The 25,478-nt window shown below is 49.5% G+C and carries 20 protein-coding genes; 14 read left to right on the top strand and 6 right to left on the bottom strand.

Annotation, left to right across the window (positions count from 1 at the left end):
* Positions 1-143: 143 nt before the first annotated feature.
* The gene (locus tag BOC67_RS16780) at positions 144-1,133 is read right to left on the bottom strand and encodes an aspartate-semialdehyde dehydrogenase (RefSeq protein WP_291911786.1); all 990 of its coding nucleotides are present in this window, start codon (positions 1,131-1,133) and stop codon (positions 144-146) included.
* A 187-nt stretch (positions 1,134-1,320) separates the two neighbouring features.
* Between BOC67_RS16780 and BOC67_RS16775 the strand changes: the two genes are divergently transcribed.
* From BOC67_RS16775 to BOC67_RS16765, 3 genes are all read left to right on the top strand, one after another.
* Entirely contained in the window at positions 1,321-3,015 is a 1,695-nt protein-coding gene (locus BOC67_RS16775) for a hypothetical protein (RefSeq protein ID WP_291911785.1), read from the top strand.
* 94 nt (positions 3,016-3,109) lie between these two features.
* Positions 3,110-3,790, top strand: a complete 681-nt coding sequence (locus BOC67_RS16770) for a DUF5606 domain-containing protein (protein WP_291911784.1) — start codon at positions 3,110-3,112, stop codon at positions 3,788-3,790.
* Between the two features lie 71 nt (positions 3,791-3,861).
* Positions 3,862-5,583 (top strand): M3 family oligoendopeptidase, encoded by a 1,722-nt coding sequence (locus BOC67_RS16765; protein WP_291911783.1) that lies wholly within the window; start codon positions 3,862-3,864, stop codon positions 5,581-5,583.
* Positions 5,584-5,913: 330 nt separating this feature from the next.
* Here BOC67_RS16765 and BOC67_RS16760 read toward each other — a convergent pair whose 3' ends face one another.
* Together BOC67_RS16760 and BOC67_RS16755 are read right to left on the bottom strand one after the other, a co-directional pair.
* The gene (locus tag BOC67_RS16760; RefSeq protein WP_291911782.1) at positions 5,914-6,348 is read right to left on the bottom strand and encodes a Fur family transcriptional regulator; all 435 of its coding nucleotides are present in this window, start codon (positions 6,346-6,348) and stop codon (positions 5,914-5,916) included.
* An 11-nt stretch (positions 6,349-6,359) separates the two neighbouring features.
* Positions 6,360-6,986, bottom strand: a complete 627-nt coding sequence (locus BOC67_RS16755; protein ID WP_291911780.1) for an SCO family protein — start codon at positions 6,984-6,986, stop codon at positions 6,360-6,362.
* Positions 6,987-7,174: 188 nt separating this feature from the next.
* On the opposite strand from BOC67_RS16755, the gene BOC67_RS16750 reads away from it, so the two are divergent.
* The 3 genes from BOC67_RS16750 (at position 7,175) to BOC67_RS16740 (ending at position 11,369) form a co-directional block, all read left to right on the top strand.
* Positions 7,175-7,588 carry a MerC domain-containing protein gene (locus BOC67_RS16750; RefSeq protein WP_291911779.1) on the top strand — a complete coding sequence of 138 codons (414 nt, stop codon included), beginning with the start codon at positions 7,175-7,177 and terminating at the stop codon, positions 7,586-7,588.
* Positions 7,589-7,599: 11 nt separating this feature from the next.
* A complete protein-coding gene (locus tag BOC67_RS16745; RefSeq protein WP_291911778.1) occupies positions 7,600-8,781 on the top strand; it encodes a GTP-binding protein in 1,182 nt (393 codons plus the stop codon).
* Positions 8,782-8,915: 134 nt separating this feature from the next.
* Positions 8,916-11,369, top strand: a complete 2,454-nt coding sequence (locus tag BOC67_RS16740; RefSeq protein WP_291911777.1) for a TonB-dependent receptor — start codon at positions 8,916-8,918, stop codon at positions 11,367-11,369.
* Here the strand turns inward: BOC67_RS16740 and BOC67_RS16735 are convergent.
* From BOC67_RS16735 to BOC67_RS16725, 3 genes are read right to left on the bottom strand one after another with little or no spacing between them, the layout of a single operon-like run.
* Positions 11,366-12,037 (bottom strand): hypothetical protein, encoded by a 672-nt coding sequence (locus tag BOC67_RS16735; protein ID WP_291911776.1) that lies wholly within the window; start codon positions 12,035-12,037, stop codon positions 11,366-11,368. The genes BOC67_RS16740 and BOC67_RS16735 overlap by 4 nt on opposite strands.
* A 37-nt stretch (positions 12,038-12,074) precedes the next feature.
* Positions 12,075-12,641, bottom strand: a complete 567-nt coding sequence (gene purN, locus BOC67_RS16730) for a phosphoribosylglycinamide formyltransferase (protein WP_291911775.1) — start codon at positions 12,639-12,641, stop codon at positions 12,075-12,077.
* Positions 12,642-12,680: 39 nt separating this feature from the next.
* On the bottom strand, positions 12,681-13,433 hold the full coding sequence (locus BOC67_RS16725) for a copper resistance protein NlpE N-terminal domain-containing protein (protein ID WP_291911773.1): 753 nt from the start codon (positions 13,431-13,433) through the stop codon (positions 12,681-12,683).
* Between the two features lie 450 nt (positions 13,434-13,883).
* Here BOC67_RS16725 and BOC67_RS16720 point away from each other — a divergent pair, with 450 nt between their 5' ends.
* The 8 genes from BOC67_RS16720 to BOC67_RS16685 all read left to right on the top strand — a co-directional run bounded on the left by BOC67_RS16720 (position 13,884) and on the right by BOC67_RS16685 (position 25,453).
* The gene (locus tag BOC67_RS16720; RefSeq protein WP_291911772.1) at positions 13,884-15,149 is read left to right on the top strand and encodes a c-type cytochrome; all 1,266 of its coding nucleotides are present in this window, start codon (positions 13,884-13,886) and stop codon (positions 15,147-15,149) included.
* Between the two features lie 72 nt (positions 15,150-15,221).
* Positions 15,222-18,284, top strand: a complete 3,063-nt coding sequence (locus BOC67_RS16715) for a TAT-variant-translocated molybdopterin oxidoreductase (protein WP_291911771.1) — start codon at positions 15,222-15,224, stop codon at positions 18,282-18,284.
* A gap of 109 nt (positions 18,285-18,393) precedes the next feature.
* The gene (nrfD, locus tag BOC67_RS16710; protein ID WP_291911770.1) at positions 18,394-19,830 is read left to right on the top strand and encodes an NrfD/PsrC family molybdoenzyme membrane anchor subunit; all 1,437 of its coding nucleotides are present in this window, start codon (positions 18,394-18,396) and stop codon (positions 19,828-19,830) included.
* A gap of 49 nt (positions 19,831-19,879) precedes the next feature.
* Positions 19,880-20,473, top strand: coding sequence for a DUF3341 domain-containing protein (locus BOC67_RS16705; RefSeq protein ID WP_291911769.1), 594 nt, complete (start codon positions 19,880-19,882; stop codon positions 20,471-20,473).
* Between the two features lie 81 nt (positions 20,474-20,554).
* Entirely contained in the window at positions 20,555-21,163 is a 609-nt protein-coding gene (locus tag BOC67_RS16700; RefSeq protein WP_291911768.1) for a cytochrome c, read from the top strand.
* Positions 21,164-21,212: 49 nt separating this feature from the next.
* Positions 21,213-22,418, top strand: a complete 1,206-nt coding sequence (locus BOC67_RS16695) for a quinol:cytochrome C oxidoreductase (RefSeq protein ID WP_291911767.1) — start codon at positions 21,213-21,215, stop codon at positions 22,416-22,418.
* A 63-nt stretch (positions 22,419-22,481) separates the two neighbouring features.
* Positions 22,482-23,528 carry a cytochrome c oxidase subunit II gene (locus tag BOC67_RS16690; RefSeq protein WP_291911766.1) on the top strand — a complete coding sequence of 349 codons (1,047 nt, stop codon included), beginning with the start codon at positions 22,482-22,484 and terminating at the stop codon, positions 23,526-23,528.
* 113 nt (positions 23,529-23,641) lie between these two features.
* A complete protein-coding gene (locus tag BOC67_RS16685; protein ID WP_291911765.1) occupies positions 23,642-25,453 on the top strand; it encodes a cbb3-type cytochrome c oxidase subunit I in 1,812 nt (603 codons plus the stop codon).
* Positions 25,454-25,478: the final 25 nt, after the last annotated feature.

The raw sequence follows: 25,478 nt of genomic DNA, 5'->3' as shown, positions 1-25,478 counted from the left end.
GTTATGTTATTATAAAAAGAATAAAAAAAAGCAAGCGGTAATTCGCTTGCTTTTAATATGTTATAAATAATTCTTCGTTTATCCGTTACCGGTACTAAGGCGCCGCCCTTATTTTGGAAGCGGGGCATAGCACAACAGTATGACTACAGCCAGTTTTTAGCCAGCAGGTACTCTGCGATCTGAACGGCGTTGGTAGCAGCGCCTTTTCTCAGGTTATCCGCTACTATCCACATGTTCACGGTTTTAGGCTGGGTTTCATCCCTGCGGATGCGGCCTACAAAAACTTCGTCTTTATCATGCGCATCCTTAGGCATTGGATACTCGGCTTTGGAAGGGTTGTCTACCACGATCACGCCTGGCGTTTTAGCCAGTATGGAACGGATATCCGCCAATTCGTATTCCTTATCAAACTCGATATTTACCGCTTCGCTATGACCGCCCATTACAGGAATTCGTACAGTGGTTGCCGTTACCTGTATCTGGTCGTCGCCCATGATCTTTTTGGTTTCGTTGGTCATTTTCATTTCCTCTTTCGTATAGCCGTTGTCGAGAAATACGTCGATCTGAGGAATAACGTTCAGGTCGATCGGGTAAGCATACGCCATTTCGCCCTGGATGCCCTGCCTTTCATTCATCAACTGGTTTACCGCTTTAACGCCGGTACCGGTTACTGACTGGTAAGTGGAAACTACTACGCGTTTGATTTTATATTGCTCGTGCAATGGTTTTAATACCAATACCATCTGGATGGTAGAGCAGTTAGGGTTTGCAATGATTTTATCTTCAGGCGTCAGCGCGTCCCCGTTTACTTCCGGTACTACCAGTTTTTTGGTGGGGTCCATACGCCATGCGCTGGAGTTGTCGATCACCGTAATGCCCGCTGCGGCGAATTTAGGCGCCCACTCCAAAGAAGTGCTACCGCCGGCGGAGAAGATCGCTACATTTGGTTTCATGGCAATTGCCGTATCTGCACTAACCACCTTATAGCCCTTGCCCTTAAATGTTACTTCCTTACCTACTGACTTCTCTGAAGCCACTGGAATCAATTCTGTGACAGGGAAATTCCTTTCTGTCAGCACTTGTAACATTTTTGAGCCTACCAGTCCGGTAGCTCCTACTACGGCAACTTTCATTTTATTTTACATTTTAATTTTTAGGAAGGCCAAAATTAATATATCATTGGCTCTTTTCATAATCTCTGTCATGTTTTTATCAGCCATTAACATCTGCTAAAGGAATTACCTTTTCAAGTGCTGTAAATTCAACCTCTCTTTAAATTATTTTATTATGTTTTTAACCCTTGTTTGTCATGCATTGGTCATGCATACAACGCTTTTCCTGTACACAGATTCAATTATTCCACATATCCATGACCTGGCGATTCATGAGATCATGGCCAAACCTACGCCGGTAAAGGGCCTTCCGCCGGTGGAATACCTGGAAATACTGAACCGGACAAATTACCCGCTACCGCTGAAGGGTTGCATTTTAAAGGTAAACAGCCGCGAGGTAATGTTGCCCGCAGTCACCCTGCCGCCTGGGGGGCCGGGACTATTGTGCCCGCAGGCTGCGGCGGACAGCTTTTTGCATGCCAATACTATCCCTTTGCCGCGCTGGTTACCCATTGCGGATGATACAGGGTTGATCGTATTATATAATCCGCAGCGGGAGGTGATACATGCCGTTTCGTATAACCGTAGCTGGTATGGCCATCCCGCCAGGGATGACGGCGGCTACAGCCTGGAAATGGTGAACGATGCTGTTCCCTGCGCAGGGAAATCCAACTGGCGGGCCAGTACGGCGGAGGCGGGCGGCACGCCGGGGAGTTTGAATGCCGCTGCGGCTGACTGGGATGAGCATTTGCGGCCTGACCTGCTGTACAGCGCTATGCCGGATAGTCAACATTCCCAACTGGTTTTTGCCATACCGCTGGATAGTGCAGCAGCAGCCGATCCGGCCAATTACGAACTGACTACCGCCGGGATGGCCGGCGTAGGCAAACCCCATCGGGTAACTGTTACACCGCCCCTGTTTGACAGGGTGTTAGTGGAATGGGAGATGCCATTGCTGCCGGGGCAGCAATACCTCCTTCATACCAAAAAACTTATCAGCTGCACCGGCCTGGAAAGCCTGGCGTACACGGATATGCCGTTAGCCCTCCCCTTACCCGCGGCTACCGGGCAGCTGCGTTTCAGCGAGGTACTCTTTGACCCCGGCAAAGAGGCGCCCGCTTTTGTGGAGGTGGTAAACAACGGACTGCATGCGGTAGACCTGCAGCAGTGTATATTCCGGAATATCAGGGGAGATGGAAGCGCCGATGCCGGCAAACGGCTAAGTAACGATCACCGCCTCCTCCTCCCGGGCCAATGCCTGGCCTTCACTTCCAACGCTTTGGCGCTGTGCGGCAAGTACCCGTGCAGGCAGCCCCGGGGCATACAGGAAATCAATATGCCGGCTACCTACGTGGCCGGCGGGCAGTTGCAGCTCCTCTCCGCGGACTCCGTTGTGCAGGATGTGCTGAAATACAGCCCCGACTGGCATTTCCGGCTATTGCGCGACGGCGAAGGCATCTCACTGGCAAGGATTAGTTTTGAGCGCCCGGCGGAAATCCCGGAAAACTGGGCTTCCACCCCATCCAACGAAGGGTACGCCACCCCGGGATGGATCAACGCAGCGACCGCCGGCGCGGGCGAGGCGCCAAAAATCAGTAGTATGTCGCCTTTTTTTACGCCGCAATCCAGCCTTGGCCAGCAGGTGGCTGCCTGTACCCTCGAGCTGGGAAACCAGCAGTGGATGGGAACCGTAGCGATATACGATATAACAGGCAGGCATATACGTACATTGGTCAGGAACCAACTGTTATCCGGTGTTGCCACCTGGACCTGGGACGGATGTGATGAAAAAAAAGTACTTTTGCCGGCAGGTGTTTATATATTTTTAATCGAAATATTTAACCCCAAAGGTCAGAACCGGCTTTGGAAAGAGCCGGTTGTGATGGCAAGAAATTTGAATTGATCCGGCTTGCTGACAACCGCATATTGCAACGGTAAATTTGTCAGTGGGCAATCTATTAGAATTATTTATATTTGCGCTTCCTAAAAATTTGAACATGCAGTACAGAGAAATTGTTGCAGTAACCGGATTGGGCGGTTTGTTTCAGTTAATAGCCAGCAAACAAGATGGCGCCATCGTTAGGTCACTGGAAGATAAAAGCACCAGGTTTGTGTCTTCCCGCGTGCATAATTTTACTCCACTGGAAAGTATTGAAGTTTTTACCACCGGCGAAAACGTAAACCTGGCGGAAGTTTTCAAAGCGATGGACGAAAAAGCTGCAGCCTTCCCTCCACTGGATGCGAAAGCTGATAACAATGCTATCAAAGCCTACTTCAAGAATGTATATCCTGACTTCGATGAAGACAGGGTGTATGTGAGCGATATGAAAAAAATGGTTAAATGGTATGCCATCCTGAAAGCCAATAACCTGTTGAAATTTGAAGAAATTCTGGCAGAAGAAGGCGCTGAAGAAGCAGTAGCTGAAGAAGTTGCCGCTGCTCCGGCAAAGGAGAAAAAAACCAAAGCAGCCGCAGCTGCTCCTGCTGAAGCTACCGCAGTAGCCGAAGAGGAAAAACCTAAAAAGCCACGCGCTAAGAAAGCAGCGAAAGCTGAAGGCGAAGAGGCTGCAGGTGAAGAAAAACCTAAAAAAGCTGCGAAAGCTAAAAAAGAAGAAGCCGCTGAAGGTGAAGAGCCTAAAAAAGCCGCTAAACCACGCAAAAAGAAAACCGAAGAGTAATCTCCGGATTTTTAACATAACTATTATTCCAGGCTGCCCTCGGGAAGCCTGGAATTTTTTATTTTAGTAAGATGAAGAATTTAAGCGCAGACATTAAGAAAACTCCCCGTCACTTTCTCCCCGAAGATTTTAAAGTGACCACCTGGGAAGCACTGCAGCCCTATTACGATGAACTGCAGCAACGCCCCATCAGCAACGTAGCCGAACTGGAAAAATGGCTCAAAGATATCAACGAACTCGAAGCGGTAATCAGTGAGGACGCCTGCTGGCGCCAGATCCGCATGACCTGCGATACCACTGATAAATCCCTCGAGGAAGCATTTGCCTTCTTCTGCATGGAAATACAACCCAAAATGCAGCCTTATGCAGATGCCATCAATAAAAAGCTGCTGGCCAGCCCTTACCTGAAAGAGCTGGACCAGGAACTGTATAAAACCTACCTCCGCAATGTAGAAAAGCAGGTAAAACTCTTCCGGGAGGAGAACATCCCCCTGCAGGCAGAGCTGAGCGTTACCGCCCAGCAATACGGCGCCATCTCCGGCAAACAAACCGTAACGGTTAACGGCCAGGAATATACGCTGCAACAGGCGGCTAAATTCCTGCAAAGCAGCGACAGGGCCCTGCGCGAAGAAGTGTTCATGAAAACCGGCGAACGCCGCCTGCAGGACCGCGAAGCCCTGGATAAATTATATACCGAACTGGTACTCAAACGCGACCAGGTAGCCAAAAACGCAGGCTACGCCAACTACCGCGATTATAAGTTCGTGGAGCTGGGCCGTTTCGACTATACCAAGGAAGACTGCTTCCAGTTTCACGAAGCTGTAAAAACGCATATCGTGCCGCTGGTGAAGGATATCCTGGAATACCAGCGCCGCCGGCTGGAACTGAATACCCTGCGCCCCTGGGATACCGATGCGGAACCGGAAGGCGTAAAACCACTGGAGCCATTCCATACCGGCGATGAACTGGTGGATAAAGCCACCAAAACTTTCGACGAACTGGGGCCTTTCTTTGGCAACTGCCTCCGGGTAATGAAGCAAATGAAACACCTGGACCTGGAAAGCCGCAAAGGCAAAGCCCCCGGCGGTTACAACTGTCCGCTGGCGGAAACCGGCGTGCCGTTCATCTTCATGAATGCCGCCGGCCAGATGCGCGACCTCACCACCATGGTGCATGAAGGCGGCCATGCCGTACATTCCTTCCTGGCGCATAACCTGCCACTGGCGGCCTTTAAGGAATACCCGATGGAAATTGCCGAAGTGGCCAGTATGAGCATGGAACTCTTCACCATGGACCACTGGCATATCTTCTTCGACAACGAGGAGGAACTCCGCCGCGCCAAACGCCAGCAACTCGAGCGCTCCATCAGCATTTTCCCATGGATCGCCATTATCGATAAATTCCAGCATTGGGTATATGAGCATCCGGACCATACCGCAGCAGATCGCACGGCCAAATGGAATGAGATCCAGGACGAGTTTTCCCCTAACGTGGTGGATTGGTCAGGCCTGGAAGCTTTTCGCGAAACGGCCTGGCAGCGGCAGCTCCACCTCTTCGAAGTACCGTTTTACTATATCGAATACGGTATTGCGCAGCTGGGCGCCATCGCCATGTGGAAGCAATACAAGGAAAACCCGCAGCAGGCGCTGGATAACTACGTGGCCGCGCTGAGCCTGGGCGGCACCAAAACGCTGCCTGAACTGTACAAGGCGGCGGGTATTAAATTCGACTTCTCGCCGGCTTATGTAAAGGACCTGGCAGATTTCGTAAAACAGGAAATGGATAAACTTTAGGCCATATAAAGCAGGAAAGCCGGTCCATGTGGACCGGCTTTTTTCACAAACAAATTGAATCGGATAATATCTTGGACTTATCTGGTTACTTTTTCACAAACAAATTGAATCGGATAATATCTTAAACCTATCTGGTTATTTCTTCACCAACAAATTGAACCGGATAATATCTTAAACCCATCTGGTTATTTCTTCACAAACAAATCCAACCGGATAATATCTTAAACCCATCTGGTTATTTCTTCACAAACAATCCAACCGGATTATATCTTAAACCTATCTCATTATTCTCCACCTACAAATCCAACCAGAAAATTTACCCCCATCCGGTTATTTACAAGTCTTGCAAACCCCGCTCACCACTACTTCCACATTATGCGCTGCATAACCCTTTGGCAGCGAGATTTCCGGGATATTCGTTTCATCGAGGCAGGTGGTGGTGCCACAGCTTTCGCACTTGAAATGCACATGATGATCATGATGGTCATGCTCCGAGCATTCCGACTTACATACTGCATAACGCACAGATGTGTCAGTTGTTGGAATTTTATGAATAATTCCTTTATCTAGAAAAGTTTGCAGGGTACGGTACACCGTTACTCTGTCAAACGACTGCCCGGTTTGGGTTTCAATGTCACTGTGTTCGAGCGCGCCATTGCTTTTCATGAACAGCTCCAGGATCTTCACCCTGGTTTCTGTCACGCTCAGCTTACTTTCTTTCAGCAGCGCCGTGATCCTTTCTGATATTTGCTGTTTGGTGCCCATAATCAAGAGCTTTATTCTTTCATTAATCGGTCTATATCAACGATCAGCTTTTGTACATCCTGCGTTTTGGTGCCTTCGTACAGCCCGCGGATCTGCCCCTTCTTGTCTACCAGCGCAAACCATTGGGTATGAACGAAGTCTTCATCGCCGCCGGGAGTGCCGTCATCCACCAGGTAACCCTGGCGCGCCAGCCGGTAGAGTTGCTTTTTATCCCCGGTGAGGAACCACCAGTTTTTGCTGTCGGCCCCGTGTTTGGCTGCATAGGTCTTCAGCACCGGTACGCTGTCGTGATCAGGGTCCACTGTATGGGAAAGTATCAGGAAATCCGGTTTATCCTTGTATTCCTTATACACCTTTTCCATGTTGGCATTCATTTTCGGGCAGATGCCGGTGCAGGTGGTGAAAAAGTATTCGGACACGTAAATTTTGCCTTTTACATCGTGCTGCGTGCGGGTATTGCCCTCCTGGTCAGTAAAAGAAAACCCCGGAACCGTGTGGCCCGGTGAACCCAGCACCGGTAATTTTTCCACGCCGAAAAATGTACCCCTTTCGCCTTTGATGACATATCCTGCATATCCCAAAAACACTATACTCAATACCACAAAGAATATCGTCAAACCTATCGTTTTCTTTGACATAGCCTTTTCTTCTAAAGTTTGTTCAATATACAAAGGTAGCACTTACTTGACAGATGCCCATCATCCCGCTCCTGCCCTTGCTGGTTTTAACAAAACCTGAAAATTTTAAATAAAAATGCAACTCTGTTGCAAAAATAATATATTTTTGCCGGGTAGAAATAATTTAACGGGTAGAAATAATTTAAGAGATGATAGACCGACTTTTTTCCAGGCTGAACCTGGATGTATTGGGTATTAGCGCCTCTGTACTATGCGCCATACATTGTGCTTTGCTGCCTTTGCTCCTCTCTGCGCTGCCCCTACTGGGGCTGCACTTTACGGGGCATGGGCTCCTGGAATATTGTCTGCTCACGGTTTCCTTCCTGGCCGGCTGCCTGGCCCTGGGGCGGGGCTACCGTTACCGGCATAGGAAAGTATGGCCGCTGCTGCTTTTCGGGTTGGGATTTGTATGCCTGGTAGCGGGTCATTTTGTTGAATTATTTCATGCTTACGAAGGAGGGATCATTGCGCTGGGCGCGGGCCTGCTGGTAGCCGCCCACTGGATCAACCTCCGCCACAGTCACCCTAAACATCCATCCGGATCTGCTACTACCGCCAACTAAAAAACTTACATATGAACAAATTACCGGTAACGGTGCTGAGTGGTTTCCTCGGCGCAGGGAAAACTACTGTCCTTAATCACGTGCTGCATAACCGCGAAGGAATGAAAGTGGCGGTAATCGTCAACGACATGAGCGAAGTGAATATAGACGCGCAACTGGTGAAGAGCCAACAGGTGCTGCATCAGACGGAAGAAAAGCTGGTGGAACTCAGCAACGGCTGCATTTGCTGTACGCTCCGGGAAGACCTCCTGCAGGAAGTGGAAAAACTGGCCGCGGAAAACAGGTTTGATTACCTCCTGATCGAATCCACGGGCATCTCAGAGCCGATCCCAGTCGCGCAAACTTTCTGTTACCAGGATGAAGCAAATGGGATCGACCTCAGCGCCGTCAGCCGCCTGGATACCATGGTGACGGTGGTGGACGCCTTTAATTTCCTGAATGATTTCAGCAGCATGGAACGCTTGCAGGACAAGGGTTTGACAGATGAGGACGACGGCCGCACGCTCGTGAATTTATTGACCGACCAGGTGGAATTTGCCGACGTGATCCTCCTGAATAAATGCGACCTGGTGAGCGAAGAAAAGTTAGGAGTCCTGTCCGCTATGATCCGCAAGCTGAACGCGCATGCAAAGATTATCCGGACCATTAACGGCGCCGTGCCCTTGCACGAAATTATGGATACCAAACTCTTTGATTTTGACAGCACTTCCCAAAGCGCGGGCTGGCAGGCGGAGCTGGAAGCGGATCATACGCCGGAAACGCTGGAATACGGGATTTCCTCCTTTGTCTTCCGCAGCCGCAAGCCTTTCCACCCGGAGCGCTTCTGGCATTACATCCAGCAGCAGTGGCCGGGTAATGTGATACGTTCCAAAGGCCTCTTCTGGCTGGCATCCCGGCCGCAGGTGGCTATCAACTGGAGCCAGGCGGGCGGCTCCGTGCGGGCGGATAAAGCCGGCTACTGGTGGTGCGCCATACCGCGGCAGCGCTGGCAGGTAGATGAGGAAACCTTGCAGTTGATTACCGGCCGCTGGGATGCCCGGTTTGCCGATCGTTATAACGAACTGGTGATCATCGGGCAGTTTATGGACCGGGATACGGTGGTGAAAGAGCTGGAAAGCTGCCTCTGTACAGAAAAGGAAGTGGCGGATTACCTGCAGGGAAAACCCTTCAAAGACCCTTTTTTAATCTATTAATTTAGGTTGACCTAAAAAATAATTAAAGCAAATTTAAATTCTTCATTATAGTTTTGTAAAAAATAAGCTTCGGAAGTCTAAACATTTGTTACTATCCAATGCCCTGTTTTAAAAATTGATAATAGGACCTGAAGATGAAAAGATTTTTTACTGTTCTGTACCTGCAATTATTCACTGTACTGGCATTCGGGCAGCAGGCCACCGTAAAGGGAAGGGTGACCGCCGCCGGCAGGCCGCTGCAATTTGCCACGGTTGCCATACCCGCCCTGCGCACCGGTACCGTTACCGATAAGGGGGGTAATTACCAACTCGCCGTTAAGCCCGGCGCCTGGGAAGTGGCGGTATCCATGATGGGGTATCAGCCTAAAACTTTTACCCATACTTTTAGCGGCACGGCGGAAACGCTGCCGGAAGTGCAGCTTGCTGAGGACCTCTCCCGCCTGGACGAAGTAGTGGTGACCGGCGTTTCCCGCAACACGGTAGCCCGCAAAAATCCCGTTCCTGTTGCCATTATCGGAAAGAAGGAGATGGTCGCCCAGGTGAATACCAACCTGATAGACGCCATCGTGCGGGGCGTGCCGGGCATCAGCGCCGTTACCACGGGCCCTAATATCTCCAAGCCTTTTATCCGCGGGCTGGGCTATAACAGGGTGCTGACCCTTTACGACGGACTGCGGCAGGAAGGCCAGCAGTGGGGCGATGAGCATGGTATTGAAATAGACCAGTACGGCGTATCCCGCGCGGAAGTGGTGAAAGGCCCCGCCAGTCTTACCTATGGCTCGGACGCCCTGGCCGGCGTGATCAACATCATCCCGGAAGTGCCGGCAGGCCCGCAAAATAAGCTGCAGGGCAGCTTCCTGACGGATTACCAGACTAACAACGGCCTGGTTGGATCTTCGCTGGGCTTTTCCCTGCAACGTAACGACTGGAAATATGCCTTGCGCGGCACCGTTCGCACGGCACACAGCTACCGGAATCCGGTGGATGGATACGTGTATGGTACTGCCTTCCGCGAAACTAATTTATCTGCCCTCACCCAATTAGATAAAAAATGGGGTTACACCCATTTCGGGGCCACGCTCTACAACAACCTCCAGGAAATACCCGATGGGAGCCGGGATTCCCTTACCAGGAAATTTACCCGGCAGGTCAGGGAAGGCGATGAGGACGATATCCGTAACAGGCCAATTGTGCCGGAGGCGGACCTGAAGACCTACTCCCTGAACCCCCTGCACCAGCACATACAGCATTACCGCCTCTATAACCGCAGCATGTTCCGGCTGGGCGGCGGCGAGCTGACGGGTACGCTGGGGTTCCAGCAGAGTATCCGCCGGGAGTATAACCATCCGGTTTACCCCTCACAGGCAGGGCTATACGTAGTGTTGAATACCCTCAATTACGACCTGCGCCACAATCTCCCCGCGATGGCCGGGGTGGAAACTTCCGTGGGCGTAAACGGGATGTACCAGGTGAATAAAAGCAAGGACGCTACTGATTTTCCGATCCCTGATTACCGGTTGTTTGACATCGGCGGCTTTGTGTTTGCCAGGAAATCTTTCGGGAAGCTGGATGTTTCCGGCGGTATCCGGTATGATCTGCGGCATATCCGGTGGGATGATTTTTATGTGGGGGAAGATAAGAATACCGGTTTTGGTCATCGCGCCAACGATAGTGCCGGCGCCGTTCTTCAGTTTCCTGCCTTCAGCAACAATTACACGGGTATGTCGGGGAGCCTCGGGATTACGTACAACCTCAGCGGGCGGGTGTTGATAAAAGGGAATATCGCCAGGGGGTACCGTGCGCCTAATATTACGGAGATCGGCTCCAACGGCCTTGATCCGGGCGCGCACATCGTGTACCTGGGCAACCGCGGCTTTAAGCCGGAGTTTAGCTTCCAGCAGGACCTTGGGTTCCTCGCTTACCTGCCGGACCTGGATTTGAGCGTGGAACTGTTCAATAATAACATCCAGCATTATATCTATCAGGCGCGGCTATACGATGCCAACGGGGAGCCGGTGGTGATAGTGCCGGGCAATGTGACGTACAGTTACCAGCAGTCGAAGGCCCGCCTGTTTGGCGCAGAAGTTACGGCTAACCTGCATCCGCGGCGCTGGGCATGGTTTAGCTGGAATAACAGCCTGGCTTATACGGAGGGGCAAAACAGGAACAGGGAGCTGATTGACCAATATGGCAGGCTGGCGAAATACCTGCCGCTGATACCGCCCCTGCATATCCGCTCGGATTTGAAGCTCACGGCGCCCGGCTGGAAGCGCTTCCGCCAGGCCTATATCCGCGGCGGGGTGGATGTATATGCCGCGCAGTCCCGCTACTACGGCGTGGATAACACGGAAACCTATACCCCTGGCTATACGCTGGTAAACGTCGGCGTGGGCGCTACCATTGAAAATAAGCAGGACAAGCCGCTGTTTGAATTGTACGTGCAGGCGGATAACCTGTTCGATAAGGCTTACCAGTCGGGCCTGAACCGGTTGAAATATTTTGAATACTACAGCGCTTCGCCGAACGGCAGGTCCGGTATTTACAACATGGGAAGGAATATCAGTATGAAGGTGATCGTACCTTTTTAGCGGGCGAGGTTCAACCCGATCTTGATCCCCAGGTGAAGGCTGGGCAGTACGCTTACGAGGCGGCCATCGTTTACCTGTACGCCGTTATTTTCCACGCCGTGGTAGGTGGTGTACTGGTACACTTTACCACGGACGCCCAGGCCGATGAACGGATCGAGGATCAGTTTATCCTTACGGAACTGGCGGCCTACCAGCAGCTGGATGCCGTACACGTCCTTGGTGGCGTTGTTGGAGTAGCCGGCGCCGTTAATGGTTACGTCTTCGTTGGGATAAAATACTTTTTTATAGAGCAGAATGGGTTCGAAGTAGGTGCCGGCGGCGCGTGCCGGGGCGAGCTCCCTGGAAACGAGGTACAGTTTAACGCCGGCCCTGAATCCGAGGCCGCGGCCGTCCACGAATTGTTCCGTGCTGATATCGGGTTTCTTTTGTCCGAAGTCGATTTTTTTGGTGAGAACGTAGTCCGGGTAATCCGTATAGATACCACTGATACCCAGTTCTATACTGAGCTTGTCTGATATTTCCTGTTCCAGGTACACGTCCAGTTCATTGATTAACGTGGTGGGATTTACCTTGAGGTAGGTATTCCGGCGGAAGGGTTTATCTTCCTGTGCGAAGGAATATAGGAAGCTGGATACTAACAGACATATTAACAGCAGTGTCTTTTTCATACAGTTGAAGGGTTAGAAAGGAGCTTGTCAACTCCTTTTATTTTTCCAATAATCGTTCCACAATTAGGGGGAACCACTGGTGTTCCAGCACCTGCACTTTTTTGGCGAGGGTCTCCGGGGTATCCTCAGCGGTGATCTCGCAACGTTCCTGGAGGATAGGCGCGCCATCGTCATATTTTTCATTCACGAAGTGGATGGTGATGCCGCTTTCCTTTTCCCCGGCGGCTATCACGGCTTCGTGAACGAAGTGGCCGTACATCCCTTTTCCGCCGTATTTGGGCAGGAGGGCCGGGTGGATGTTGATGATCTTATCCGGGAACGCCTGTACGAGGTTGGCGGGGATTTTCCAGAGGAATCCTGCCAGTACGATCAGGTCTATATTTTTTTCCTGCAACAGTTTCACGTAGGCGTCGCCACGGAAAAACTCTTCTTTTTCAATAATAACGGAAGGTATTCCTTCATTGGCCGCGATCTGTAAAACGCCGGCTCCCGGCTTGTTACATACGATCAGGGCTACTTTGCCTTTGGTGGAGTTCCTCAGGTGATCAATAATCTTTTGTGCGTTGCTTCCTGTGCCTGAGGCGAATATGGCGATATTTTTCAATGTTACGTTGTTTGAAACCAGGTGCAAAATTAGCACTTGCTATTTAATAAACTCGCCACATCCGGAATATGTTTTATCGCCCACCTGCAATTGTACGGTATTGGGCCGCATGTAGCCGGTCATATCGTCCGCGCAGGCGGTTGGGCGGATATGAATGGTAATGCCTTTGCCTTTGTACACCTTGAGCGAGTCTGTATTAAGCGCCGGCGCCGGCAACGGGGTGTAGATGCTGTCGCCCCCCGGGGTTTTAAACCGGATATTCTTCTTATCCAGTTCCAGTTGCCAGAAGGGTTCATTGCCGTTGGCGTAGAAGGTGACGCCCTGGGTTTTCTTGTCTGCCAGGAGTTGGCGGCGGTCCCCTCCTTCCACGGGTTTGAGTATATAGTTGCTGGCGAGCATGCCTTCGATGCGTTTGCCGGCTTTGTCGAGCAGGATAAGTTTATTCTCCGCCGCCACGAAGGACACGCTGTCGTTTTTCTTTTCCAGCATGGCGATGGAGTCGTTAACGGCCCTCCAGGTACCTGTTTCGACCGTCGCAATATTTTCTCCCCTGCCCTGGTAGGCGGTCAGTTCACTGTAGGTGTGGTCATCATATAAAGAAATCTGGTAATCGATGCCTGGGCAGTCGGCGCAGGGAAGGGTGCCCTGGTAGGTGCCGGCCAGTTTGGTGGTTTGCCCCGGGGCCGTCTGATGGATGCGGATGGAGTCCTGCTGTTCCCGGGCTGTCTTATTATTATTGTTACAGGCTGCGAAAGCCATGGTGAGGGTGATGAAGAATAGTAGTCCGCGCATGGGTAAATTTTTTAAGGGTAATGAACATTATGGTAAGGTGGCAGGTTATTAAGGGTAAAATTAAGGTACCCGGTTCAAAAAATCGACGGAAGAGCTTATATATATTATTGTATAGAGAACCAGGATATAGGGGGTTATTATAGAATTCCAATCTGCATATATTAATATTATAACCCCGCGAAACCTCATGCCATATTATATATGCGTGCGGTTTAGCCGGAGGCGTCCAATCCCCTAATAAATTAATAACATCGGGCGGTATCCGTAAAAGGGAGCTGTATAATTAGCCAGCAGTGAGCGTTTTGAAGTATCTAAGGCTCGGAAAATAGGAAAAAATTGGCATTATTTACGGCAATTATTTTTTTTATTTGTTGGTAAATTGTCAACATTCTGTCTTATTTTTGCTGGCACTTTTAAGAAACTTTAGGTCAAATCTAAACTATATAGGCTGTGTATCGTCGTGTTTCCATTCTTTTGCGCAAGCATTTTGTGAGTGTGCTTATTCTATGCGCTAGTATAGTAATTCCGTTTTCTTCCGTTAAAGCTGCGGATCCTAACGCTGGTAAAGCACTGTTCCAACAGAATTGCGCCTCATGTCACAATGTCTTCAAAAAGGTGACAGGTCCTGCACTTCAAGGTGTGGAGGGCAGATGGGCAGATAAGAAATTACTGCACCAATGGATTCGCAACTCAGCGTCAGTAATTGCTTCTGGCGACAAGTATGCGAACGATCTGTTCAATTCCTACGGTAAGCAGGCCATGCCGGCTTTTGCCTCTTTCAGTGATGCTGATATCGACAACATTCTGGAGTACATCAAAACTGCGAAACCGCCTACCCCAGCTGGTGGCTCTAATGCGAATGGTGCTCCTGCCGGTGGTGAATCAAGCGATAATAGCCTCCTTTTCGGTATTATCACCCTGATCCTGGCGATTGTAGCGCTGATCCTGATGCAGATCAACAGCAACCTGAACAAGCTGGCTGGTGATAAAGAAGGCGTAGCTACTCCTGAACCGGTTCCTTTCTACAAGAACAAAGCTTACATCGCACTGGGTATTCTGCTGTTATTCATGGTGGGGGGTTACTACACTATCCAGGGCGCTATCGGCCTGGGTCGTCAGAAGGACTACATGCCTGAGCAGCCGATCTTCTACAGCCACAAGGTACACGCAGGCATCAACCAGATCAACTGTCTGTACTGCCACGCCGGTGCTGAGAAGTCCAAACATGCGATGATTCCTTCCGAAAACATCTGTATGAACTGCCACAAGTCTATCAACTCTTACTCTGGCCCTGAGCTGTTTACAGCAGAAGGCAAAAAAGTTGATGGTACTGCGGAGATCCATAAATTATACGATTACGTAGGATGGGATCCAGAGGCTGGTAAATATACCAAACCTGGCCGTCCTATTGAGTGGACTAAAATCCACAATCTGCCTGACCACGTTTACTTCAACCACTCCCAACACGTAGTGGCCGGTAAACAGCAGTGTCAAACCTGCCATGGTGCTATCACCGAAATGGATGAAGTTCACCAGTTCGCTGACCTGTCTATGGGCTGGTGTATCAACTGTCACCGTACTACCAAAGTGCAGTTCGCTGACAACAGCTATTACAGCATCTTCGAGAAACTTCACCAGGATGTGAAAGATGGTAAAATCGATAGCGTAACCGTTGAAATGGTAGGTGGTACAGATTGTCAAAAATGTCACTACTAGGATGGATTTGGAGATCTAATATCTCAGATCAGAAGAATATCAAATTTTATAAACGTAACTCGTTAATATAACATGGAGCAAAAAAAGTATTGGAAAGGCTTGGAGGAGTTGCACAATACCGAAGCGCATCAGGAAATTGTGAAGAACGAATTCAGTGAAGAACTGCCGTTTGAGAGTGAAAGCCTGTTGAATGCTACTACCCCTCGCAGGGACTTCCTTAAATACCTCGGATTCACTACTGCTGCCGCAACTATCGCAGCCAGCTGTGAAACGCCTATAAAGAAAGCTATACCTTATGTGAACAAACCTGAAGAGATCACTCCGGGTGTAGCCAACTATTACGCTTCTTCCTACACTATTGATGGTGAATTCCTTCCATTGCTGGTTAAAACCCGCGAAGGCCGTCCTATCAAAATTGAAGGAAACACCATGTCCACCATCACCGGTGGATCTACCACCGCTAAGTCCCAGGGTGCTGTACTGAGCCTGTATGATACGGCTCGTCTGCGTTTCCCGACTATCGGCGGTAACGAAACTACCTGGACAGAGCTGGACAAACAGGTATCTGCCGCGCTGGCAGGCCTGGGTGGCGCTCCTGTTGCAATACTCAGCTCTACCCTGCTGAGCCCTACCACCAAAAAAGTAATCGGCGAGTTCCTGGCTAAATACCCTGGCTCCCGTCATGTAGTGTACGACGCAGTTTCCTACTCCGGTATGCTGGCTGCTAACGAAGCATCCTACGGTAAAAGAGTTATTCCAAGCTACCACTTCGAAAACGCCTGGACCGTAGTTAGCCTTGGCGCCGACTTCCTCGGTACCTGGTTAAACCCTGCCGAATTTGCGAAAGGTTTCGCTGCCACCCGTAAGATCAATGCCAAGAATCCTGAAATGTCCAGACATTTCGCTTTCGAAAGCACCATGAGCCTCACCGGCGCGAACGCGGATTACCGTTATACGCACAAACCATCAGAAGCCGGCGCTGTAGCCCTGGCCCTGCTGGCGGCTGTAGGCGGTAACGTTACTGCTCCAACCCTGGATCCGAAAGTTGCCGAAGGCATTAAAAAAGCGGCGGCTTCCCTGAAAGCCAACGCCGGTAAAGCCCTGGTAGTTTCCGGTTCCAACGACGTAAACGTACAGATCATCGTTAACGCCATCAACGACGCCATCGGCGCTAACGGCACCACCATCGACCTCGCCAACCCAAGCAACTACCGCCAGGGTAACGACGTTGAAATGGCGAAACTGGTAAGCGATATGAACGCAGGCGCTATCGGCGGCCTGATCGTTTATGGCGCGAACCCTGTTTACGATTACTTCGACTCCGCTAAATTCGCGGAAGGTCTGAAAAAAGTGAAATTCTCCGTTTCCTTCAACGACCGCGTAGACGAAACAACTGAACTTTGTAAATATGCAGCTCCTGATCATCACTTCCTCGAAAGCTGGAATGATGCAGAAGCTAAACCTGGTTATTACAGCTTCGTACAGCCTACCATCAGCCCGCTGTTCAAAACACGCGCTGCACAGGATTCCCTCCTGACCTGGGCTGGCAACACCACTCCATGGGTAGACTACCTGAAAAACGAATGGGTAGCTAAACTGGGTGGCATCGAAGCATGGGATAAAGCCCTGCAGGACGGTGTGATCGAACCTGCTACAGCTCCCGCCCGTGGCGGCGCAGCATTCAGCGGCGATGTAGCCGGTGCTGCCGCTAAAATCAGCAGCGCTAAAAAAGGTGGTAAACTGGAACTGGTACTCTACGAAAAAGTAGCTATCGGTAACGGCCGCCTGGCAAACAACCCATGGTTACAGGAAATGCCTGATCCAATCACGCGTTCTACCTGGGATAACTACGCTTGTATCTCCAACACCCTGGCTAAAACCTTCTCTACTCAGCTGGGTGACGACTACGAAATCAACCTCGGTAAAAAAGTACTGAAAATAAAAGCGAACGGTAAGGAAGTGGAACTGCCACTGCTGATCGTTCCTGGTATCCACCCGGACGTGGTTGCCATCGCGGTAGGTTACGGCCGTAGCGAGAAAGTAGGTAAAGCTGCAGGTGGTATCGGTAAAAACGCTTACATCTTCTCCAGCTTCAACGGTACAACTGTTGACTACTTCGCTCCTGAAGTAGCGGTAGAAGCCACCGGCGCCAAATACGATGTGGCCCTGACCCAAACGCACAACAGCTACGAAGGTCGCCCTATCGTTAAAGAAACTACACTCGAAGAGTTCAAAAAGAACCCGCACGAAGTGAATGAAGACAGGGCTGAACTGCAGAAATTCGGTAAGGATTTCCGCAAAGACGCTACCCTGTATCACAACTACGAATATCCTGGTATCAAATGGGGTATGTCCATCGACCTGAACACCTGCTTCGGTTGCGGCGCATGTACCATTGCCTGCCAGGCTGAAAATAACGTTTCCGTTGTAGGTAAACAGGAAGTGGGTAAAGCGCATGAAATGCACTGGATCCGCATCGACCGTTACTTCTCCGGCGACGAAAACAACCCGGAAGTGGTATTCCAGCCAATGCTGTGTCAGCACTGCGATAACGCTCCTTGTGAAAACGTTTGCCCTGTAGGTGCTACCAACCACAGCAACGAAGGTATCAACCAGATGGCGTACAACCGTTGCATTGGTACCCGTTACTGCGCTAACAACTGTCCTTACAAAGTACGTCGCCTCAACTGGAGAGACTGGAACGGTGCGGACAGCTTCGAAAACAACCTGTACGATGTGGCAGACATGAACGATAACCTGACCCGCATGGTGCTGAACCCCGATGTAGTGGTTCGTAGCCGCGGTGTGATGGAAAAATGTTCCTTCTGCGTACAGCGTCTGCAGGATGCTAAACTGGCTGCCAAGAAAGAAGGTCGCCCTGTTAAGGATGGCGAAGCTAAAACAGCATGTCAGCAGGCTTGCGCTGCCGATGCGATCGTATTCGGTAACGTAAACGATAAGAACAGCGCTATCTACAAGATCCGTAACGAGGAACAGACAGAGAGAATGTACTATGTGCTGGAAGAAACCCACACATTACCTTCTATCAACTACCTGGCTAAGATCAGAAACAAGGACGCTGAACCTAAAGCAGAAAAAGAAGCTGCTCACAAGGAAGAAGCGCACCACGCGTAAGATCTTGACGGGAAATCGTTAAGAGGAAAAGAAAAAGTTACAGAATCTGAGATCATAACAAAAGACAAGGGCTAGTAGCTAGAAGCTAGCAGCTAAAAGCTTATAGAATATGCATTTAAAATACGAATCCACACTGAGAGAACCTTTAGTAGACGGGGTTAAGGATTATCACCAGGTAACGGAAGATATCATTAGTCCTATCGAGGCTAAGCCTGGAAAATTGTGGTATGTAGGCTTTTTTATATCACTTGCACTGTTGGGCTTCGGCGCATTTTCAGTGTTTTGGCAGATCTATTTCGGGGTCGGTGTTTGGAATCTGAATAAAACCATCGGTTGGGGTTGGGATATCACCAACTTCGTATGGTGGGTAGGTATCGGTCACGCCGGTACACTGATTTCGGCCATCCTCCTGCTGTTCCGTCAGGGATGGCGTACCGGGGTAAACCGTGCGGCAGAAGCGATGACCATCTTCGCGGTAATGTGCGCCGGCCAGTTCCCTATCATTCACATGGGTCGCGTTTGGATGGCGTTCTTCATCCTGCCTTATCCCAACACCCGCGGTCCGGTTTGGGTGAACTTCAACTCACCGCTCCTGTGGGACGTATTCGCGATCTCTACTTACTTTACCGTATCGCTGTTGTTCTGGTACTCAGGTCTGATTCCGGACTTTGCTACCATCCGCGACAGGGCAAAAACTAAATTACGTAAGTTATTATATGGTGTAGCTTCTTTCGGCTGGACAGGTTCTACCAAACACTGGCAGCGTCATGAGGCACTCTCCCTGGTACTGGCAGGTTTATCCACTCCACTGGTACTTTCCGTACACACCATCGTATCTTTCGACTTTGCTACCTCTGTAATTCCAGGCTGGCACACCACGATCTTCCCTCCTTACTTCGTTGCGGGTGCGATCTTCTCTGGTTTCGCGATGGTAAATACCCTCCTGATCATCACACGTAAAATCCTGAAACTGGAAGAATACATTACCATTGGTCACATGGAAGCCATGAACAAGGTAATCGTACTGACCGGTTCCGTGGTAGGTTGCGCTTATCTGACCGAGCTGTTCATGGCCTGGTACGGCGCTAACCCTTACGAGTTCGATACATTCTTCAAATACCGCGCAGCAGGTCCTCTGGGCTGGTCTTACTGGATCATGATGACCTGTAACGTAATTTCTCCACAGGTGTTCTGGTTCCGTAAGATGAGAAGAAACGTAATGGTAACATTCGTAATGTCCATCATCGTAAACATCGGTATGTGGTTCGAGCGTTTCGTAATTATCTGTACTTCCCTGTATCGCGACTACCTGCCATCCAGCTGGTCTTACTATCGTCCATCCTGGCCGGAAGTTGGTTTCTACATGGGTACATTCGGTCTGTTCTTCACCTGCTACTTCCTGTTTGCTAAATACTTCCCGGTAATTGCCGTAGCAGAGATCAAATCTGTTCTGAAAACTTCCGGTGAGAACTTTAAAGAGAAAATGGAAGTGTACGAAGAAGAAAGCGCTGAGAAATTTGCTCACGACGTTGCTCACGCACACTAAAAGACAGACAGAAACAGAATTAATTATTGGACTTTGAATTTTTAAATATATGGCTGTTAAAAATTTTGTTGTAGGGTTGTTTGACGATGAGGCAGTGTTGTTTCCAGCGGTAAAGAAAGTACGTACAGCTGGTTACAAATTACACGATGTGTACACTCCTTTCCCTGTGCATGGCCTTGATCACGCGATGGGCCTGCGGGAAACCAGCCTGCACACAGCCGGTTTTATCTATGGTATCACCGGTACAACTACGGCATTATCTTTCATGAGCTGGGTGTTTAACGTAGACTGGCCGCTGAATATCGGTGGTAAGCCTCACTTTCCGTTACCAGCTTTCATTCCTATCACCTTCGAGTTAACAGTACTCTTCGCTGCAGTAGGTATGGTGATGACTTTCTGCTGGTTGTGTCAAATCATGCCAGGTGTTAAGAAGCACATCTTCCACCCAAGACAGACTGACGATAAGTTTGTAATGGTAATCGAACTGACTGAAAAAACCAACGCGGAAGAAGTGAAAAGCTTCCTCCAGGCGGCAGGCGCGCATGACATTCATGAGCAGCAGGCTGAAGCCGGATGGTGGTTCGGCAGATTCGATAAGGATGATGAACCTTATCTCCGTAAGGTTAAACCGGTTAACGCGTAATTAAAAACAGCAAAAACGACAGTGGCAGTTACTACCTCCTGTATTTACAAAAAGCAGTAACTGCCAGTTAAATAAATTCTGATGAAAAGGACTTCCAACATATTGATTGTAGCCGCATTGGCAACTGGAGCTTTCCTGGCAGCTTGTAACAGAGGGGAGCATAACAGAAAGCCCGGCAGGATTTATATGCCAGACATGTATGAATCCCGTGCGTATGAATTTTACAATGCTCGTTTGTCAGGGATGAAACCAGTGGAAGGAACAGTAAAAAGAGGTGAAGTATTACCATACCATCTGAAAGAATCAGATACTGCTCTGGCTAATCTGGTAAAAAATCCGCTGACTATCACAGCAGCTGATCTGGCAGAAGGTGAACGTTTATTCAACATTTACTGCGGTATCTGCCACGGTACAGCACTGGATGGTAACGGTCCTCTGTATAAAGGCGGAGAGGGTCCTTACCCTGCTGCCCCTGCTAACCTGGCATCCGGTCCTAAAGCAGCGTACTCTGAAGGTCGCCTGTTCCATGTGATGACTTACGGCTTCAACGCAATGGGTAGCTACGCTTCCCAGCTGGACAGGGCACAACGCTGGAAGATTGCCGCGTATATCAAGAGCAAAAACGCTCCGTCTGCCGCTCCGGCAGCAGCCGCAGCTCCTGCAACAGATAGCGCTGCAGCAGCGAAATAAGTAAGAGAGAGTTAAACTGAATTTCAAACTAGTATTTTAATATACGATAATGAAAGACCAATTTGTAGTTCCAGCAAGATTAAAAAAGACCAGCTTCGTTTTGATGGGCGTGGGCTTGCTGACTTTATTGATCGGATTATTCGCGTTTCAAGGTGAGAACGCCACACGTTTCTGGGCCGGTCTGTTGCAGAACAGCAGCTTCTTTTTGCTGATTACATTAGCCAGCACATTCTTTATTGCTGCTACAACCCTGGCACATGGTGGTTGGCAGATCGCATTCCGCCGCGTTCCCGAAGCTATTTCAATGGCAGTACCGGTACTGTCTGTGATTTTGTTACTGGTTGTGTTCAGCCTGGTATTCGGTGGTAAAGACACCATCTACCACTGGGTAAATACACACCACGTACACGAAGACAAAGTTCTTTCATGGAAATCCGCTTTCCTGAATAAATCATTCTTTACCATCGCTACCCTCATCACCGTGGGCCTGTGGGTTTTCTTTACCCTGAAACTCCGCAACATGTCCATCGAAGAAGATGGCTGGGATCTGAAACCAGCAACCGGTAAAAAGATCCTCTGGAGAAATACCGTAGTAGCCGGTGGCTTCCTCGTAATCTATACCCTCAGCGTGGGTTCTACCACTCCATGGTTATGGCTCATGAGCATCGACGCTCACTGGTTCTCTACCATGTACTCCTGGTACACCTTCGCCAGCTCCTGGGTTTCCGGCCTCTCCCTGATTGCATTGTTCGTAGTGTACCTGAAAAAACACGGTTACCTGACTTATGTAACAGAAGAGCACCTGCACGACCTGGGTAAATTCATGTTCGCCTTCAGTATCTTCTGGACTTACCTCTGGTTCTCCCAGTACATGCTGATCTGGTACGCTAACCTCCCTGAAGAAACTGCTTACTTCCAACCACGCGTTTGGGGCGAGTGGAGACCAATCTTTTTCCTGAACCTGCTGATTAACTTTATCGTTCCGTTGCTGTTCCTGATGAAAAGGGATACCAAACGTAACTATACCGCTATCGTTTTCATAGCTATCGTGATCATCTTCGGACACTGGCTTGATTTCTGGCAAATGGTTTATCCTGGTACCGTGAAACACCTCATATTCCCTTGGTACGAACTGGGATTAGGCTTGGGTTTTGTGGGGTTGATTATATTCCTGGTATCTAACGCACTGACTAAAGCTGCGCTGGTTCCAAAAAATCACCCATACTTGAAAGAGAGTATCATTCACCACACCTAATCGGGTGAGAAAGGAGATCAGATAAAAGAAAAGCATTAGATAACTTAATTATTTCATATAGCAATGTCAGGATTTTTAGCAGTCTTAGTTGTTGTTCTCATATTCATAGTCATCTTCCAGATTGCGAAGGCGAGCGAATATGTGTCCATATTGAAGGGAGAAAAGAAAGCGCGCCAGCAGAGTAACCGTATTAACGGCTTCCTGCTGATAGCATTCCTGGTGCTGGGGCTTATAGGAGTTTACTACTGTAACAATTTGCTGAAAGGGAAAATCCTGGGCGAATCTGCTTCCGTGCAGGGTGAAGGTGTGGATACCCTCATTTATGTTACCCTTGCAATTACCGGTGTAGTATTCGTTATCACCCAAATTGCCCTCTTCGTTTTTGCATTCAAATACCAGGAAAAAGAAGGTCAGAAAGCCTTCTACTTCCCGCATAACAATAAACTGGAAGTTATCTGGACAGTTATTCCGGCAATCGCCCTGACTGTACTCGTAGCTTTCGGTCTGAAACACTGGTTCCAGTTAACTTCCGACGCTCCTGCCGATGCAGCAGTAGTGGAAGTAACCGGTAAACAGTTCAACTGGCTGATCCGTTACCCAGGTAAAGATGGTCAGCTCGGTCGTAAAGCCAATAACCTGATCGATCCGGCAGCTTCCAATGAAATTGGTATCGACTGGAACGATCCACTGTCCCACGACGACTTCCAGGCAACTGAAGTTCACCTGGTGGTTGGTAAACCGGTGAAATTTGTTATCGGTTCCCGCGACGTAATCCACGACGTTGGTCTGCCTCAGTTCCGTATGAAAATGGATGCGGTACCTGGTATCCCAACCACACTCTGGTTCACTCCTAAATACACTACCAAGCAGATGAAAGAGAAAACCGGTAACCCGGATTTCACCTACGAAATTTCCTGCGACCAGATGTGCGGTGCCGGTCACTACTCCATGAGAGGCGTGATTGTGGTAGAAACACAGGAAGAATATGATGCATGGGTAGCTAAACAGCCTACTCAATACAGCCTGGCTCACCCTGCCGCAGCACCTGCTGCGCCAGCCGCTGACGCTAAAGCTGATAGCACAAAAACTGTGGCTGCCAATATCAAGTAAGCCTTAATTTTGTGAAGAAGATTTTATTGACGGAGTCCAATTAATAACATTAAAAAAGAACTGACAAACGACAAAACTTCCCGGGTGTTAGTTTAATAAATACCGAACCGATTATGAGTAACGAAGCAACTTTGCACAGTCAACAGGAGGTTATGCACGGCGCGGGGGCGCATGATCACCACGATCATGAGCACCATGACAGTTTCATATCCAAGTATGTGTTCAGCATGGACCATAAAATGATTGCCAAACAATTCCTGATCACAGGTATTATCTGGGCTATCATTGGTGCTTTCTTTTCTGTACTGTTTCGTTTGCAACTCGGCTATCCGGATGCTACTTTCCCATGGCTGGAAAGCATCCTCGGCCACTGGGCTAAAGGCGGTCGTATCACCCCTGAAGCATATTACGCCCTGGTAACCATGCACGGTACCATTCTCGTATTCTTTGTATTAACAGCCGGTCTGTCCGGTACCTTCTCCAACCTGCTCATTCCACTGCAGGTAGGCGCCCGCGACATGGCTTCCCCTTTCATGAACTGCCTCTCCTACTGGTTCTTCTTCCTGGCCAGCCTGGTAATGATGGCTTCCCTGTTCGTACAAACAGGTCCTGCTTCCGGTGGTTGGACAATGTATCCGCCGCTGTCAGCACTGGGTGACGCTTCTATCGGTTCTAAAATAGGCGTGGATCTCTGGTTGACCTCCATGGCGCTGTTCGTAGTATCTCAGCTGCTCGGTGGTCTGAACTATATCTCCACCATCCTCAACATGCGTACGAAAGGTATGAGCATGACCAAAATGCCACTGACAATCTGGTCATTCTTCTTCACCGCCGTACTCGGCGTACTGTCTTTCCCTGTTCTGCTGTCAGGTTTCATCCTGCTGCTCATGGATCGTCACGCAGGCACCAGCTTCTACCTGTCCGATATCTTCATCGCCGGTAAAGCGCTCGCCAACGAAGGTGGTTCCGCCATCCTCTACCAACACTTATTCTGGTTCCTGGGTCACCCAGAGGTATATATCATCATCCTCCCTGCAATGGGTATGGTGTCTGAAGTACTGGCGGTTAACTCCCGCAAGCCTATCTTCGGTTACCTCGCGATGATCGGTTCCCTGTTCGCTATCTGTATCCTCGCCTTCCTGGTGTGGGCGCACCACATGTTCGTAACAGGTCTGAACCCATTCCTCGGCGCCTTCTTCGTACTGTTAACACTCCTGATCGCGGTACCTTCTGCCATCAAAGTGTTTAACTGGATCACGACAATCTGGAAAGGTAATATCCGTTTTACGCCTGCCTCCCTGTTCTCTATCGGTTTCGTATCTACATTCATCTCCGGTGGTCTGACAGGTATCTGGCTGGGTAACTCTTCTATCGATATTCACCTGCACGATACCTACTTCGTAATCGCTCACTTCCACATCGTAATGGGTGTATCTGCATTCTTCGGTATGTTTGCAGCGATCTACCACTGGTTCCCTAAAATGTACGGCCGCTTCATGAACAACACCCTGGGTTATATCCACTTCTGGATTACCCTGGTGGGCGCTTACCTGATCTTCTGGCCTATGCACTATGAAGGTATGGCCGGTATGCCAAGAAGGTATTTCGACTACTCTTCCTGGACTTCCTTCAACCAGTTCGAAGGACTGAACCAGTTCATCAGCTTCGTGGTAATCATCGTATTCGCTACCCAGCTCCTGTTCGTGTTCAACTTCTTCTACAGCATCTTCAAAGGAAGAAAGCTGACCACCATGAACCCATGGAAAGCTACTTCCCTGGAATGGACTACTCCAATCAATCCTGGTCACGGAAACTGGCCTGGCGAGATTCCTGAAGTTCACCGCTGGGCTTATGACTACAGTAAAGATGGTAGAGACTTCATTCCTCAGACTGAACCAATCGGTCCGAACGAATCAGCTCACTAACAATATTTTTACAGGCGCCGGCAGG

It is taken from the genome of Chitinophaga sp. CB10 (assembly GCA_001870995.2).
In the GTDB taxonomy this organism is placed as follows: domain Bacteria; phylum Bacteroidota; class Bacteroidia; order Chitinophagales; family Chitinophagaceae; genus Chitinophaga.
This window is presented reverse-complemented; position numbering and strand designations above follow the sequence as displayed.